The sequence below is a fragment of the Flaviramulus multivorans genome, assembly GCF_021728415.1.
GTDB classification, from domain to species: Bacteria; Bacteroidota; Bacteroidia; order Flavobacteriales; family Flavobacteriaceae; genus Sabulilitoribacter; species Sabulilitoribacter multivorans.
The window spans coordinates 154,924-171,808 of record NZ_JAKKDV010000001.1 but is presented as its reverse complement, the minus strand read 5'-3'; the positions used below and the strand labels follow the sequence as shown (position 1 = coordinate 171,808).

Below are 16,885 nucleotides of genomic sequence, written 5' to 3'. Positions count from 1 at the left end.
TTTAGTTGATTTTTAATTGGAATTGTTGCAAGATTTCATTGTTGTAAATATACAAGGTTTCATTGGTTACAAAAAACTGATTTATCAACAAATTTGGTATTTTAATTGGATGAGGAACATCACTATCTTTTTTTAAATAAAATAGAGAATTATCCTTTTTTAAAATGATATTTTCATTGCTTTCGGCTAAAGCTGTGTAACCTTCATTTTTTATTTTCTTCACTAAACTTCCAAAATAATTGTATACATAAAGGTTGTTTTCCGTAAGTAACCAGCAATAATTATAATTACTTTTTAAATCTAATATTGCACTTTGCACAGGCACCGTTTGAGCTCTGGTAGTTTTAGTTTTATAATCAAAAAGTTCTAGTTTTTGTAAATCCTGATTAAATAACCATAACGTATTATCATAACCTGTAGAAATATGCGAAACGTTCTTATAGGGCACTAGACCATTAAAATCGATTTTAAATATTTCTGCAAGTCTGTTATCTAGTATAATTATTGTATTAAAATCTTTATAAAATAGATTTATTTTTAAGGGATTGAATGCGTTTACTGAGGTAATATTCCCCAATTGAATATTATTATAGGTTATAGTTTTAGCATTCGTTTTTTTATAAAAGACATTGTTGTTTACAAAGTATGTAGTTTCAAAATTATCTATATCTATTATTATGTCAGCATTTAATGTGGTTTGATTAATAAAAGATGCCTCAATACTTTCTTGTGCATTAAAAAAGAGCGTTGAAAGAATAAAAAGAAAATTTAAAGTGTATTTCATTGTAGCTTGAAAAATACAAAAATCAAACCACTTTATATTATGATTTATTTAACAATTAATAATTAAACTTAATGGATTTTTGTAAGTCTAACAGATGGTATAAAAAATATACTTTTACGTACTATTCAAAAAGACATATCTTATGAAACGTCATTTAACTAACCTAAGTATTACCTGCTTCACACTTTTTATTTCTGCTTTTTCTTTTGCACAAAAGGATTTTCAAGGAAAAGCCTACTATCAAACAAAAACCACCGTCGATATGAGTAATTTTGGTGGTGGCCAAATGAGTGAGGAGCGTAAAAAGGAAATTGCCGAACGTATGAAAAGCATGCTCGAGAAAACCTATATTTTAACCTTTACGCAATCAGAATCTTTATACAAAGAAGAAGAAAAATTAGAAGCGCCAGGTCAAGGAGGAGGTATGAGATTTGGGATGATGAGCGCCTCTGGCGGACCTCAATATAAAAATGTAAAGAATCAACAAATACTTCAAGAACAAGAGTTTTTTGGAAAGCAATTTTTAGTAAAAGACAGTTTACAAAAATTAAATTGGGAACTGGGTACAGAAACTAAAATAATTGGTCAATACACTTGTTTTAAGGCAACAGCTATTAAAAGATTAGATGGATTTGATTTTGCAAGTTTTGGTAGACGACCAGAAAATGATAAACCTAAAGACTCCACTCAAACTAATGCCAAGGAAGCTGAAGAAGAAGAAGAAAAGCCTAGAGAAATATTAGTAACTGCTTGGTATACGCCACAAATACCAGTAAGTCAAGGGCCTGATACTTATTGGGGATTACCTGGTTTAATTTTAGAAGTTAGTGCGGACAGAACGACCATTTTATGTTCAAAAATAGTATTAAATCCTTCAGAAAAAGAATCTATTAAAATGCCATCAAAAGGAAAAGAAATTACCCAAAAAGAGTATGATGAAACTGTAAAAAAGAAAATGGAAGAAATGCGCGAAATGTTTAGAGGCAGAGGTGGTCGTGGAGGCGGAAGACCTAGATAAATACACTTTTCATCATTAAAAAAACTAATCAAACCAAAACGTATACCTGTGAATAAACTATATTTTTTAGTGCTATTTTTAGTAACCAATTTAACTTTTGCACAAGTAAAAATAGAAGGCGTTGTTAAAGATAGTATTGGCAATCCTTTAGAATTAGCCAACGTAATCGCCATAAATCAAGAAACTCAAAAACTAGATTCCTATGGTATTACAAATGCTGATGGACTTTATAAACTTTCAGTAGAAAAAAATACATCTTACAAGCTTCAAGTTAGTTATATAGGAATGAAAACTGCTCAAGAAGAAGTGAAAACTATTGATGCGGATATTACAAAAGATTTTACGTTAGAGTATGATAATGCTTTAGATGAAATTGAGTTAGTTTACGAAATGCCTGTAACTATAAAAGGCGATACCATAGTTTATAATGCCGATTCATTTAATAAGGGGACAGAACGAAAATTAGGAGATGTACTTAAAAATTTACCAGGAGTTGAAATAAATGACGACGGACAAATTGAGGTGGAAGGTAAAGTGGTCTCAAAAGTGATGGTTGATGGAAAAGATTTTTTTGATGGTGATTCAAAATTAGCTACAGAAAACATACCTGCAAACGCGGTTGATAAGGTTCAAGTATTAAAAAACTTTGCCGAAGTGGGTCAGTTAAGTGGTGTTACAAACAATCAAGATAATATTGCCATTAACATAAAGTTAAAAGAAGGAAAAGAAAATTTCTGGTTTGGAAATGTAACAGTGGGTGGAGGCGCTTCAGACAATAATGGATTGTATTTGGTACAACCGAAATTGTTTTATTATAGTCCTAAATATAGTATAAACCTTATTGGCGATTTAAATAATACGGGCGAAGTAGCTTTTACGCGACGTGATTATTTTAATTTTTCGGGCGGATTTAGAAACCCAAGTAGAAGTAGTGGTACCAACCTAAATTTAGGAAATAATAATCTTGGATTTTTGTCGCTTCAAAATAATAGAGCCAAAGACATCAACACCAAATTTGGTGCTGCAAATTTTAGTTATTCGCCTAAAAAGACTTTAGACATCAGTGGATTTGCGATTTTTTCGAATAGCAAAACCGAATTACAAGAAAATAACTCCATTCAATATACTGATGAAAGTTTAGGGATTCCTGATGAGGATACCGAGAGTAACACAACCCAACGAAGTGACTTGGGAATGCTAAAGTTTAGTGCTAAGTATAAGCCAAATACTAGTAATCAATTAGACTATGATATTTTGGGAAGAATTTCAAAAGAATCGCAAGACCAAAACTTTCTGTCCTCAGTTTTAGGAACTATTGATCAAATGGAGAATACAAGTCCGTATAGCATCAACCAAAATGTAAACTACTACTATACGTTAAACGATACTAATATTTTTGCTTTTGAAGCGCAACACTTACTGCAAGACGAAGACCCTTTTTACAATGCTATTTTAGAAGATAAGAGTAATTACCAAAATACTGCTGATGGTTTAGGATTGGACGGAAATCAATCGGTTTATGATATCGCACAGGATAAACGTGTAAAATCAAATCAGTTGGATGCCAAATTAGATTATTGGAATATTTTGAATCAAAAAAGCAATATCAATTTAACTTTTGGTACTATTTTAAGTAAACAACAATTCGATTCAGAAATTTTTCAAATTTTAGACAATGGTACGGTGTTTAACCCAACACCAACATTTAATGATGGTTTAGATACTAATAATACAGATTATAATTTTAGCGACCTGTATTTAGGCTTACACTATCAATTTAAAACTGGTATTTTCACCTTCAACCCTGGAGTTTCTGCCCATGCTTATAGTATAAAAAACACCCAATTTAGCGATACATATAAAGATAATTTCTTTCGATTATTGCCAGATTTTGATATGCGTATACAACTAAAAAAGAGTGAAAACATCTCGTTGCGTTATACTATGCAAACTCAATTTACCGACGTTACTAATTTAGCTAGGGGGTTAGTGTTGAATAATTATAATTCGCTTTATTTTGGTGATGAAGCTTTAGATAATGCGGTTTCGCACAATGTAAACCTGTCGTATTTTAGTTTTAATATGTTTAATTACACCAACGTGTTCGCAAATGTTAGCTACTCTAAGAGTATTGACCAAATTAGGAACTTAAGTAATTTTGAAACTGTAATCCGTACTAGTTCACCTTTTAATTCTGCTTTTGCAGACGAAAATGTTTCAGCTAGAGGGCGTTTTCAGCGTCGTTTCGGAAAGCTTCAGGCATCATTAAATGGAAATTTCAACTATTCAAAATTCAATCAATTTATACAAAATCAACGTTCGGTAAACGAGAACTATACGCAAACGTACAATGCGGAGTTACGAACCAATTTTAAAACGGCACCTAACGTAGAAATAGGATATCGTTACTCAATAGCGGATAACGACCAAGGTACAAGCAGAACTAAGTTTTATACCAAAGCCCCGTCTATTGAATTTGATGCTTACATCTGGCAGAAATTTACGTTCAGAACAGATTATTCATATAATAACTTTAGTAACGACGCGGGTACCCTTAATAGCTTTGAGTTTTGGAATGCATCACTTTCATACAAAAAAGATAAAGATGCTAAGTTTGAGTATGAGCTAAAGGCAACTAACTTGTTAGACACCAAATCAACAGCGCAAAGTAATAATAGTGCCTTTTCTGTAAGTGCTACCGAGTATTTTATACAACCTAGATTTTTAACTTTTAGACTTAGGTATGAATTGTAATATCACTTGAGGTGTTTCAATAATTTTATTGGAATGAGTGGAGAGAAGTTATTTATTTTTATTTGCTATTTTAATAAACAATAATATATTTGCCGTCGGTTTTGGGGAGATACTCAAGCGGCCAACGAGGGCAGACTGTAAATCTGCTGACTACGTCTTCGCAGGTTCGAATCCTGCTCTCCCCACATTAAAGTAAAAGTCTGCATTTGCAGACTTTTTTGGTTAAATATTAAGTTTTAAAATTGAGTTTAACGGTTAAGGCTATGATTTCGTTGAGAAATCAGTCGTTGATTTGTACTTTTATTTTGGTGAGGCGCAAAACCATAATGAATTATAGTTATTTTTTTGCATAGTATTTATTCCTTACAAATCACTCCGTTTTGAGAAATCGTTTCCCCTGAATTGGTAGTCATAGTAGCATTATAAAACATACAATTTTTTTCAATTCTTCTTTTAGATACTACAATTCCATTATTATCATTTGTCCATTTTTTCATTTCATCCAATTCCATTTTGGATTCATCATATGTCAATCGATAGGTGCAATCGTCAATCCACTCAATTATTTCATGAAAAGGTTGTTCATTTCCAATTCCATTTATCCATTCCATTTGAGTTCCTTTTTTTCTTATTACAACTGTATTGGTAACTATCGAATCTAAATTCAGAGTAAACTCTTGAACACTATCATTCTTGATTATTGTGAATTTTTTCAATTCCTCAGTCGTTGGAATATAAAATTTTCCCGTTTGGAAGTCAGCACAAGTCAACTCCTGAGCATTGATTCCAATACTTAATAATATTGCCATAAAAAATGTAATAATGTATTTTTTCATATAGGGTTTTAGCTTTTTCAATATTATGAACTTTTTTAATACTGAAACAAGTTCAGCACTTTTGGTTTAAATCAACAGTTAAACGAAGATAGCTGAAATTTTTACAAAGTGAAATGATATAAAACAAAAAAAGACCACAGTTTAAAGCAGTCTTTTTTAATATTTAAAAAGGTAAAAGTTTATAACCCAAAGGCTTTTTTTACCTTATCAACATAATCTAATTTTTCCCAAGTAAACAATTCTACATCAAGAGTAATGGTTTCTCCATTAGGTTGCGAAAATGTTTTGGTTACAGTTTCGGTTTCGCGTCCCATATGTCCGTATGCCGCAGTTTCACTGTACATAGGCGAACGTAATTTTAAGCGTTCTTCAATAGCAAATGGGCGCATATCAAAAAGCTGCGATACTTTATCAGCAATTTCGCCATCCGTCATGTTAAATGGACAGGTGCCGTAAGTATCAATAAAAATCCCCATAGGTTCTACGACACCAATAGCATAACTTACCTGAACTAAAATTTCATCTGCTACACCAGCAGCTACTAAGTTTTTAGCAATATGGCGTGTAGCATAAGCGGCACTTCTATCTACTTTACTTGGGTCTTTACCAGAAAACGCACCACCACCATGAGCGCCTTTTCCACCGTAGGTGTCAACAATAATTTTACGACCTGTTAAACCCGTATCTCCATGGGGGCCACCAATTACAAACTTTCCAGTTGGATTGATGTGATATTTAATATCATTATTAAATAATTTTTGAATAGCTTCAGGAAGTTTTGCAACCACGCGAGGTATTAAAATGTCCACAATATCTTTTCTGATTTTAGCTAGCATCGTATGCTCATCGGCAAAATCGTCGTGCTGTGTAGAAACTACAATCGCATCAATACGTTGCGGAATATTATCATCACTATACTCAATAGTTACCTGACTTTTAGAATCCGGTCTTAAATAAGTAATCTCTTTATTTTCTCTTCGTAATTCAGAAAGTTCTTTTAAAATTCTATGCGATAAATCTAGTGCTAAAGGCATAAAATTTTCTGTTTCATTAGTAGCGTAACCAAACATCATCCCTTGGTCGCCCGCACCTTGCTCTTCTTTACTTGCTCTATCCACACCACGATTAATATCATCGGATTGTTCATGGATTGCAGAAAGCACACCACACGAATTTCCATCAAACATATACTCGCCTTTCGTGTATCCTATTTTGTTTATAGTATCTCTTGCAATTTTCTGTACATCTAAATAGGTATGCGATTTTACCTCACCAGCAAGAATAACTTGTCCTGTAGTCACTAAAGTTTCACAGGCCACTTTTGAATCTTTATCAAATGCTAAAAAATTATCAATTAAGGCATCACTAATTTGATCTGCTACCTTATCTGGGTGTCCCTCAGAAACACTTTCCGAAGTAAATAAATAAGCCATATAATATGTTTTATGCAAGATTTGACGAAAGCGTCAAAGGGAGTTTTCACTGCCTTTAGCATTTTTACTTGTGCTGAACTTGTTTCAGTATCTTTTAAAGATATTAATGAAGAAATAAGGTCAATACAAAGAGGTTGCAATCAGTCAAATCTTTCCTCTGTTATTTGTGTTGGCAAAAGTAAAAAAATAAAAGAATATAGGGGTTAATTTTTCTTTTTTTCAAAAAAATAATTACAATGTAAAATTTATTTACAATATTTGAACCATTAATGAAAAAGCAAATTTTAAATATCATTTCAATTATTGTCATTGTGATTATTTCACAACGATAAGGAATGGTATATTAAGACTCAATATTAATTTTAAAAGCCTTCCTTAAACAGAAGGCTTTTTTATTGTATAATTTTTAAGTTTTGAACATCATAAAAATATTTATTTAAACAACTGATAATCAATTATATAAATAAGTTTACAGTGTAATGAATTTAACCTTGTTTAGCAATAAGTATATAATAAGAATAGCTAATAAATTAATTTCGAAACTTGTTTCGGTTTTTATGAAGGATTTTCAATAAAAATCTTAATTTTTTTGAAATATTTAGTTAAAAGCCAATAAATGCAAAATCATCTGTAATAAAAATGAGTGAACTTAATAAACATAGTAGAAGATTAACACAAGATGAGTCCCAGCCGGCATCTCAAGCCATGTTATATGCAGTAGGTTTGACAGATGAGGATATGAATAAAGCACAAGTAGGAATTGCCAGTACAGGATATGATGGTAACCCTTGTAATATGCATCTTAACCGTTTGAAAGATGAGGTTAAAATAGAGTGTAATATTGCAGGTTTGGTAGGTTTAGGGTTTAATACAATTGGAGTTAGTGATGGTATTTCCATGGGAACTTCTGGTATGAATTACTCTTTAGTATCACGAGATATTATTGCAGATTCTATTGAAACCGTTATGAATGCACAAAGCTATGACGGATTAATTTCTATTGTTGGGTGTGATAAAAATATGCCTGGAGCTATAATAGCGATGTTACGTTTGAATCGTCCGTCTATAATGATGTATGGCGGAACGATTGCTTCGGGAAGTTATAAAGGAAGAAAATTAAATATTGTTTCTGCATTTGAGGCCTTAGGGCAGAAAGTAGCGGATGAAATTGGTGAAGAAGAATATAGAGAAATTATTAAAAGAGCTATTCCAGGTGCAGGTGCTTGCGGAGGTATGTATACAGCAAACACTATGGCTTCGGCCATAGAATGTATGGGATTTGCGTTACCTTACAACTCTTCAATTCCAGCAGAAAACCCTAATAAATTATCTGAAAGCGAAAGAACTGCGAGAGCAGTAAAAAATCTGTTAGAATTAGATTTAAAACCATTAGACATTATTTCTAAAAAATCTATTGAAAATGCTATTGCTTTAGTGAATGCTTTAGGAGGTTCAACCAATGCTGTATTACATTTCTTAGCAATAGCTCATGCTGCAGATATTGAATTTACATTAGAAGATTTTCAACGAGTTAGTGATAGAACACCCCTTATTGCAGATTTAAAACCTTCTGGAAAATATTTAATGGAAGATGTTCATGGGATTGGAGGAACACCCGCAGTTATGAAATATCTATTAGATAATGATTATTTACATGGTGATTGTATGACCGTTACAGGAAAAACATTAGCTGAAAATTTAAAAGATGTTGAACAGTTACAGTTTGAAAATGATCAAGATGTAATTTATCCAAAGGATAAAGCTTTAAAATCTTCGGGGAATCTTCAAATTCTTTATGGTAACCTTGCTGAAGAAGGTGCTGTAGCAAAAATCTCTGGAAATGAAGGGTTGTTATTTGAAGGGAAAGCCGTTGTTTATGACGGTGAACAAGCTGCTAATACTGGGATTTCAAAAGGTGAAGTTGAGAAAGGTGATGTCGTCGTTATTAGATATGTAGGTCCAAAAGGAGGTCCAGGAATGCCAGAAATGTTAAAGCCAACGTCATTGATTATGGGTGCTGGTTTAGGTAAATCAGTTGCTTTAATTACCGACGGTCGTTTTTCAGGTGGAACCCATGGTTTTGTTGTAGGACACATTACACCAGAAGCACAATCTGGAGGGGCTATTGGCTTATTAAAAACGGGTGATAAAATTAGAATTAGTGCAGAAGACAATTCGATTAACGTATTAATATCTGACGAAGAACTAGCAAAAAGAAAAGCACAATGGGTAGCTCCTGAGTTAAAACATAAAAAAGGAATATTGTATAAATATGCAAAGTCGGTTGCATCAGCATCTCAAGGATGTGTTACCGATGCTTTTTAAACAGTATTATTCCAACTAAAAGAATCTCATGATTGAATTTATGAATTATGAATACAGAAACAATAAAAAAAACACAAGAAGTGGCAGATAAAACAGAACGTATCACGGGTAGTGAGGCAATTATAAGATGCTTAATTGCTGAAGGCGTGGATATTCTTTATGGATATCCGGGAGGTGCTATTATGCCTGTTTATGATGAATTATATAAATACCAAGATAAAATTCATCATGTATTAACACGTCATGAACAAGGAGCAACACATGCGGCTCAAGGGTATGCACGTATTTCAGGAAAAGTAGGTGTAGCTATGGCAACATCGGGTCCAGGAGCAACAAATTTAATAACTGGTATTGCTGATGCTCAGATTGATTCTACTCCAATGGTATGCATTACAGGACAGGTGTTTTCGAATTTACTAGGGAGTGATGCGTTTCAAGAAACCGATATAGTTGGTATTTCTACGCCAGTTACTAAGTGGAATCATCAAGTGACTAAAGCTTCAGAAATTCCTGAAGTTATAGCCAAGGCTTTTTACATAGCCAGAAGTGGTCGCCCAGGACCGGTTTTAATTGATATTACTAAAGATGCTCAGGTATCTGAGTTTGATTTTCAATATAGAAAATGCACGGGTATCAGAAGTTATGTTCCAGTACCAAAAACAAATCCAGAATCTGTTAAAGCTGCTGCCGATTTAATCAATGCTGCAAAAAAACCACTAATTGTATGGGGTCAAGGTGTTATTCTTGGTAAAGCCGAAAACGAGTTAAAGGCAATTGTTGAAAAGGTTGGTATTCCAGCTGCTTGGACTATCCTTGGTGCTTCAGCATTACCAACAACACACCCACTAAACGTTGGAATGGTTGGAATGCATGGTAATTATGCACCTAATAAATTAACCAATGAATGTGATGTACTTATTGCAATTGGGATGCGTTTTGATGACCGCGTTACTGGAAAATTAGACACCTATGCAAAACAAGCTAAAATTATTCATTTTGATATTGACCCTGCAGAGATTGATAAAAATGTAAAAACCGATGTAGCAGTTTTAGGTGATTCTAAAGATAGTTTAGCCAAATTATTACCATTGTTAAATGAAAAATCACATGATTCTTGGTTACAAGAGTTTAAAGATTTATACAAAATAGAGTTTGAAAAAGTAATTAAAAACGATATTTCTCCAACTAAAGAGGGTTTAACTATGGGAGAAGTATTAAAACAAATAAATATTGAAACTAAAGGAAACGCAGCTATTGTGTCGGATGTAGGTCAGCATCAAATGATTGCTTGTCGTTATGCCGATTTTAATATTACGAAAAGTAATATTACATCTGGTGGATTAGGTACTATGGGGTTCGCGCTTCCAGCGGCTATTGGTGCTAAAATGGCGGCGCCAGAAAGAGAAGTAGTGGCAATTATTGGTGACGGTGGTTACCAAATGACCATACAAGAATTAGGAACTATTTTTCAGCAAAAAGCTGCTGTAAAAATTGTTGTTTTAAATAATGAGTTCTTAGGAATGGTGCGCCAATGGCAGCAATTGTTTTTTGATAAACGATACGCTTCTACCGAAATGACAAACCCAAATTTTGTCGCGATTGCTGAAGGCTATTATATTAAAGCAAGAAAGGTAACTAAGCGTGAAGAATTGGCTGATGCTGTAAAAGAAATGATTGCTTCAAAAGATTCTTATTTCTTAGAAGTTTGTGTTGAGAAAGAAGATAATGTATTCCCTATGATTCCAGCGGGAGCATCAGTATCAGATATACGTTTAAGTTAATTTAAGAGAGATGAACGAAGATATAAAAACATTTACCATATCAATTTATACCGAAAATAATATCGGTTTACTAAATCGTATATCCGCAATTTTTCAGCGTCGTCATATTAATATTGAAAGTTTAACAACCTCACAGTCTGAAATAGAAGGTGTCAATCGCTTTGTAATTGTAGTAAATATTACAGAATCGCAAGCTAGAAAAATTATAGGTCAGTTCGAAAAGCAAGTTGAAGTTATCCGAGCATACTATCATAAAGATGAAGACACTATTTATACAGAGTCTTGTATGTTCAAAATTAAATCGGCTTTACTATTTGAAGAACCACAAATTCAAAATATAATTAAAGAAAGTAACGCCAGAATAGTCACTGTAAACAAAGAGTTTTTTGTACTTGAAAAATCGGGTAGAAGAAACGAAATTGAATCCTTACGACGCGACTTAAATGTTTTTGGAATTATGCAGTTTGTTCGTGCTGGTCGTATTGCCGTAACAAAAGATGAAATGAAAATAACTGAAATGCTTTTGGCATTCAATAATCAATAATAACTAAAATTAAAAATGGGAAATTATTTTAACACATTATCGTTAAGAGATAAATTAAATCAATTGTCGAAATGTCGATTTATGGATTCTTCAGAGTTTGAAGATGGTGTAGATGCTTTGAAAGGAAAGAAAATTGTTGTAGTAGGTTGTGGTGCTCAGGGGCTTAACCAAGGTTTAAATATGAGAGATTCTGGTTTAGATATTTCATATGCATTAAGACCACAAGCGATTGCCGAAAAGCGTACGTCTTTTGTAAATGCAACAAACAACGGATTTAAAGTAGGAACTTACGAAGAGTTAATTCCAACGGCGGATTTAGTGTTAAACTTAACACCAGATAAACAGCACACGAGTGTTGTGAAAGCTGTTATGCCATTAATGAAAAAAGGAGCTACACTTTCTTATTCTCACGGTTTTAATATAGTTGAGGAAGGGATGCAAATCCGTAAAGACCTTACGGTTATTATGGTTGCACCGAAATGCCCTGGAACTGAGGTGAGAGAAGAGTATAAAAGAGGTTTTGGTGTACCAACATTAATTGCTGTACATGAAGAAAACGATCCAGAAGGAAAAGGTTGGGCACAAGCCAAAGCTTATGCCGCTGCTACGGGTGGTCATAGAGCTGGTGTTTTAGCATCATCATTTGTTGCTGAGGTTAAATCTGATTTAATGGGAGAGCAAACTATTCTTTGTGGATTGTTACAAACGGGTTCAATCTTGTGTTTCGATAAAATGATTGAAAAAGGAATTGATGCCGGTTATGCGTCTAAATTAATCCAATACGGTTGGGAAACTATTACCGAAGGGCTTAAGTATGGTGGTATTACTAATATGATGGACCGTTTATCTAATCCTGCTAAAATCAAAGCTTTCGAACTTTCAGAAGAACTTAAAGATATTATGCGTCCGTTATTTCAAAAGCATATGGATGATATTATGGAAGGTAGATTTTCAAGCGGAATGATGCAAGACTGGGCTAATGATGATAAAGATTTATTAGGATGGAGAGCTGCCACGGCAGAAACGGCGTTTGAAAAAACACCAGCTGGAAACGTTGAAATTACTGAACAGGAGTATTATGATAACGGTGTATTAATGGTGGCTATGGTAAGAGCAGGAGTGGAGTTGGCGTTTGAAGCTATGACAGATTCTGGAATTATCGATGCATCTGCTTACTACGAATCGCTGCACGAAACACCGCTTATCGCAAACACCATTGCAAGACGTAAATTGTACGAAATGAATAGTGTTATTTCAGATACTGCTGAATACGGTTGTTATTTATTCGACCACGCTTGTAAACCATTACTAAAAGATTTCATGAAGAAAGTCGATACTGATGTGATTGGAAAATCATATGCTAAGGATAATGGCAAAGGTGTTGATAACGCTAAATTAATTGAAGTGAACAAAGCATTGAGAGAGCATCCGGTTGAAAAAATTGGTGGTTTTTTAAGAGCTTCAATGACAGCTATGAAACGAATAGTTTAAGATGTGATTTAGGAAAGCTTAAATTTTTACTAAACCAACAGTAAATAACTGCTGATACTAATAAAAAAGTATCGGCAGTTTTCTTTTTAGAATATGCCATTTGACTGCTCATTTTTAGCTCAATTGGCGCAATCGTTTTCGTTTCATTCTTTTAAAATCAAAGAGATTTTGCACTCATTGTAGTCTATTTTTAATTAATTTAGGGGTATTAAATAGAGTGTTTCTTAAAACTTGATAAAATGAAAAATCCCTTTACTGAAATTCCTGAATCTTATAAAATATCATCGCTTTTGAATCAAGAAAGTTATCTAGCTTCAGGGGAATTAAAAAAGTGGGATGGAAAAACTAGCGAGGTTTATTCAACCATATCTTCTACTAAAACTTACAAACCAACATTACTCGGTACAGTGCCAGATTTAGAAGAAAAAGAGGCAATGGAGGCTTTAAATTCAGCTTTAAATGCTTACGAAAAAGGTCAAGGCCTATGGCCAACAATGAAAGTGGTTGATAGGATTGCTTGCATGGAAAAGTTTGTAACGAAAATGAAAACGAAGCGTGAAGAAGTTGTGAAACTTTTAATGTGGGAAATTGGTAAAAATTTACCAGATTCCGAAAAGGAGTTTGACAGAACGGTTGACTATATTAATGATACAATTGAAGCGTATAAGCAAATTGACAGAGATTCTGCAAAGTTTGAAAAAAGCGATGGGGTATATGCGCATATTCGCAGAGGACCACTTGGAGTAGTTCTTTGTCTAGGACCTTACAATTATCCATTAAACGAAACTTTTACTTTGCTTATTCCAGCACTAATAATGGGGAATACAGTGGTTTTTAAACCTGCTAAACATGGTGTACTACTTATTTCTCCCTTGCTAGAAGCTTTTCAAAGCAGTTTCCCTAAAGGTGTTGTTAATGTTATTTATGGCCGTGGACGTGTTTTAGCAACACCGATTATGCAATCTGGGAAAATTGATGTGTTAGCTTTAATTGGTAATAGTAAATCTGCAAACGCATTGCAATCCCAACACCCCAAAGGAAATAGGTTACGTATGGTTTTAGGGTTAGAGGCTAAAAATCCGGCAATTGTGTTGCCTGATGCCGATTTAGATTTAGCAGTAAATGAATGTATAGCCGGTACGTTGTCATTTAACGGTCAACGCTGTACAGCTTTAAAAGTTTTGTACGTGCATGAATCAATTGTAGATGAATTTAATAAGCGTTTTTCAGCTAAAGTGGATGCCCTTAAATTTGGAAATCCGTGGGAAGGAGGAGTTAAATTAACACCGCTTCCTGAAGTTGATAAACCAGCATATATTCAAGAATTAATTGATGATGCTAAAAGTAAAGGGGCAAAAATATTAAATAAAAAAGGTGGAGAAGTAACAGAGAACTTTATATTTCCAGCGGTATTATACCCGGTGAATAAAGAGATGAGAGTTTATAAGGAAGAACAATTCGGACCCGTAGTTCCAGTTATGTCTTTTAGTGACATTGAAGAGCCTTTAGATGATATGGCAGAGTCAAATTATGGACAGCAAGTAAGTTTATTTGGAAAAAATATAAACACCTTAGCGCCATTAATTGATACATTAGTAAATTTGGTTTGTAGAGTTAATTTAAATAGTTCTTGTCAGCGCGGACCAGATGTGTACCCATTTACAGGAAGAAAAGATTCAGCTTATGGAACCTTGAGTGTTCATGATGCCTTAAGGTCATTTTCAATAAGAACTTTTGTAGCCTCAAAAGATAACGAATACAATAAAGCTATTTTAAATGAACTTTTAGAGAAAAAAATATCTAACTTTATAAGCACTGATTATATATTATAAAACGAAAATTAAACTAAACAAAAACTATAGACATGAAAATTATGAAAATAAAATTTTTAACGATTTTACTGGCTTCCTTAATGTTTAATTGTGGAGGTAAAGAAGAAAAAAAGAAAGAAGGATTTAGTTATGAAAAAACAAGTACTTCCGAAACAACTAGCACCAATAAACCAAGTGATGATGTTGCTAATATTGTGATAACATCTAATGATTTAATGCAGTTCAATATTAAGGAAATAAAGGCTAAAGCAGGACAAAAAGTAAAACTTACTTTAAGACACGTAGGTAAACTGGATATTAATGTTATGGGACACAATGTTGTTATACTTAAGCAAGGCGTTAATCTTACAGAATTTGCAGCTAAGGCAGCCGTTGAAAGGGATAATAAATACATCCCAAAAGATTCTGAAGATATTATAGCACATACCGATATGATTGGAGGAGGTCAGGTTACTACCATCGAGTTTGATGCTCCTGAAGCTGGAACATACGACTTTCTATGTAGTTTTCCTGGGCATTCTGGTTTAATGCAAGGGAAGTTTATCGTAGAATAAATAAGTTATTTAAAAAAAGAAAGACCCTTTTTAAAATAAACTTTAAAAAGGGTTTTTTGATTATTATAGTTTAGTGTATTAAAAATCTAATTTCCAACCTTCACGGTATTCTCTTTTAACAAATTGATTAGCAGGTTCAAAATTAGTTATTTGCATATTTTCTCCATCCCAAAGTAGTTTTTTACGGCCAGGATATTCAAAACCATTTTTAGTTTCCTCTCTTAAATTATAACTTCTAATGGCTAAATTACCCATTAAAATAGATTCCGTAAGTGGACCAGCAAAATCAAAGGAAGAAGTTAACGCTTTATGCGCTTCACTTTCATAACCTGCTTTACAAGCTTCAACCCATTGATGAGGATGTCCATTTTCAGGTAAAGAATTGTTTTCTTCATTATTGTTTTCTGGTAAAATTATTTCACCTGAATTAAGATACACTTTAGGATTTAATCCATAAGTCCCACAAGTCATAATGCCTTTATCACCTATCATGATAACGCCATTAGCACTATCTTCATCACCTATAGGGTGGTCCGCAGGAATTAGTTCTGGATGGAACGGTCGCAAACCACCGTCGGTCCAATTTAATTTTACTTCCGAAGGATTCTTTTCAGTGGCTTCAAATTTTAATTGTGTTCTTGAGGAAGGCGGACAGGATTCGGGGTAATAATCTGGTGTCCAATCACGTGTAAAAACTGCTCCAACGCTACTTTCAACTTCTGTAGGATATCCTAGTCCTAAAACCCTATATGGTGGGTCCATTAAATGACAACCCATATCACCAAGGGCTCCAGTTCCAAAATTCCACCAACCACGCCATTTAAAAGGATGGTATAATGGATGATAATCTACCCACTGCGCAGGACCAACCCATGTGTCCCAATCTAAATTATCAAGGATTGCTGGTTTATCTGTCGGGGTTTTTATGCCTTGTGGCCAAACAGGTCTATTGGTCCAAATGTCAACATGATTAACGGTTCCAATTATTCCAGAGTCAAACCAATCTATCATCGTTTTTACACCTTGCCCTGAAGCTCCTTGATTTCCCATTTGGGTTACAATTTTGTATTTATTGGCAGCTTCAGTAAGAACTCGAGCTTCGTGAATACTATGGGTTAGTGGCTTTTGCACATAAACATGTTTGTTTAATTGCATAGCTGCAAGTGTTATAACCGCGTGCGTATGGTCAGGCGTTGAAACTGTAATGGCATCTATATCCGTTACTTCATCTAAAAGTTTTCTGTAATCTTTAAATTGTTTCGCCTTAGGAAATTGCGTAAATGCTCTTGATGCGCTATTCCAATCAACATCGCAAATGGCAGCAATATTATTTGCACCGTTGTTCCAAACGTTCATCATGTCGGAATATCCTTTACCGCCCGCTCCTACAACAGCGATATTAAGTTTATCACTAGGAGCAATAAACCCTTTTCCCATTACGTGCCTAGGAATTATGGAAATGCCTAAAGTAGTGATAGCGGTATTTTTGATGAAGGAACGCCTGCTATTTAAAGACTTTTTACTCATATTAAA

Annotated in this window: 12 protein-coding genes and 1 tRNA gene; 9 read left to right on the top strand and 4 right to left on the bottom strand. The window is 33.8% G+C overall.

What is annotated here, in order from left to right:
* Position 1: 1 nt before the first annotated feature.
* Positions 2-784 (bottom strand): hypothetical protein, encoded by a 783-nt coding sequence (locus tag L3X39_RS00810; RefSeq protein ID WP_237229472.1) that lies wholly within the window; start codon positions 782-784, stop codon positions 2-4.
* 142 nt (positions 785-926) lie between these two features.
* On the opposite strand from L3X39_RS00810, the gene L3X39_RS00805 reads away from it, so the two are divergent.
* The 3 genes from L3X39_RS00805 (at position 927) to L3X39_RS00795 (ending at position 4,741) form a co-directional block, all read left to right on the top strand.
* Positions 927-1,802 carry a GLPGLI family protein gene (locus tag L3X39_RS00805; protein ID WP_237229471.1) on the top strand — a complete coding sequence of 292 codons (876 nt, stop codon included), beginning with the start codon at positions 927-929 and terminating at the stop codon, positions 1,800-1,802.
* Between the two features lie 48 nt (positions 1,803-1,850).
* A complete protein-coding gene (locus L3X39_RS00800) occupies positions 1,851-4,556 on the top strand; it encodes a carboxypeptidase regulatory-like domain-containing protein (RefSeq protein ID WP_237229470.1) in 2,706 nt (901 codons plus the stop codon).
* Between the two features lie 103 nt (positions 4,557-4,659).
* Positions 4,660-4,741: transfer RNA gene (locus L3X39_RS00795), tRNA-Tyr, on the top strand.
* Positions 4,742-4,912: 171 nt separating this feature from the next.
* Here the strand turns inward: L3X39_RS00795 and L3X39_RS00790 are convergent.
* Positions 4,913-5,272, bottom strand: coding sequence for a hypothetical protein (locus tag L3X39_RS00790; RefSeq protein WP_237229469.1), 360 nt, complete (start codon positions 5,270-5,272; stop codon positions 4,913-4,915).
* A 299-nt stretch (positions 5,273-5,571) separates the two neighbouring features.
* A complete protein-coding gene (gene metK, locus L3X39_RS00785) occupies positions 5,572-6,825 on the bottom strand; it encodes a methionine adenosyltransferase (protein ID WP_237229468.1) in 1,254 nt (417 codons plus the stop codon).
* Positions 6,826-7,464: 639 nt separating this feature from the next.
* Here metK and ilvD point away from each other — a divergent pair.
* The 6 genes from ilvD (at position 7,465) to L3X39_RS00755 (ending at position 15,352) form a co-directional block, all read left to right on the top strand.
* Entirely contained in the window at positions 7,465-9,150 is a 1,686-nt protein-coding gene (ilvD, locus tag L3X39_RS00780) for a dihydroxy-acid dehydratase (protein ID WP_237229467.1), read from the top strand.
* 47 nt (positions 9,151-9,197) lie between these two features.
* The gene (gene ilvB, locus L3X39_RS00775) at positions 9,198-10,931 is read left to right on the top strand and encodes a biosynthetic-type acetolactate synthase large subunit (RefSeq protein ID WP_237229466.1); all 1,734 of its coding nucleotides are present in this window, start codon (positions 9,198-9,200) and stop codon (positions 10,929-10,931) included.
* A gap of 10 nt (positions 10,932-10,941) precedes the next feature.
* Positions 10,942-11,475: an acetolactate synthase small subunit gene (gene ilvN / locus L3X39_RS00770; protein WP_237229465.1), complete on the top strand. Its 534-nt coding sequence runs from the start codon at positions 10,942-10,944 to the stop codon at positions 11,473-11,475.
* Positions 11,476-11,490: 15 nt separating this feature from the next.
* Positions 11,491-12,966, top strand: coding sequence for a ketol-acid reductoisomerase (gene ilvC / locus L3X39_RS00765; protein WP_237229464.1), 1,476 nt, complete (start codon positions 11,491-11,493; stop codon positions 12,964-12,966).
* A 239-nt stretch (positions 12,967-13,205) separates the two neighbouring features.
* Positions 13,206-14,798, top strand: coding sequence for an NADP-dependent glyceraldehyde-3-phosphate dehydrogenase (locus L3X39_RS00760; RefSeq protein WP_237229463.1), 1,593 nt, complete (start codon positions 13,206-13,208; stop codon positions 14,796-14,798).
* A 41-nt stretch (positions 14,799-14,839) separates the two neighbouring features.
* Positions 14,840-15,352, top strand: coding sequence for a plastocyanin/azurin family copper-binding protein (locus tag L3X39_RS00755; protein WP_369411597.1), 513 nt, complete (start codon positions 14,840-14,842; stop codon positions 15,350-15,352).
* A 78-nt stretch (positions 15,353-15,430) separates the two neighbouring features.
* Here the strand turns inward: L3X39_RS00755 and L3X39_RS00750 are convergent, their stop codons facing one another.
* The gene (locus L3X39_RS00750) at positions 15,431-16,879 is read right to left on the bottom strand and encodes a Gfo/Idh/MocA family protein (protein ID WP_237229461.1); all 1,449 of its coding nucleotides are present in this window, start codon (positions 16,877-16,879) and stop codon (positions 15,431-15,433) included.
* Positions 16,880-16,885 lie beyond the last annotated feature (6 nt).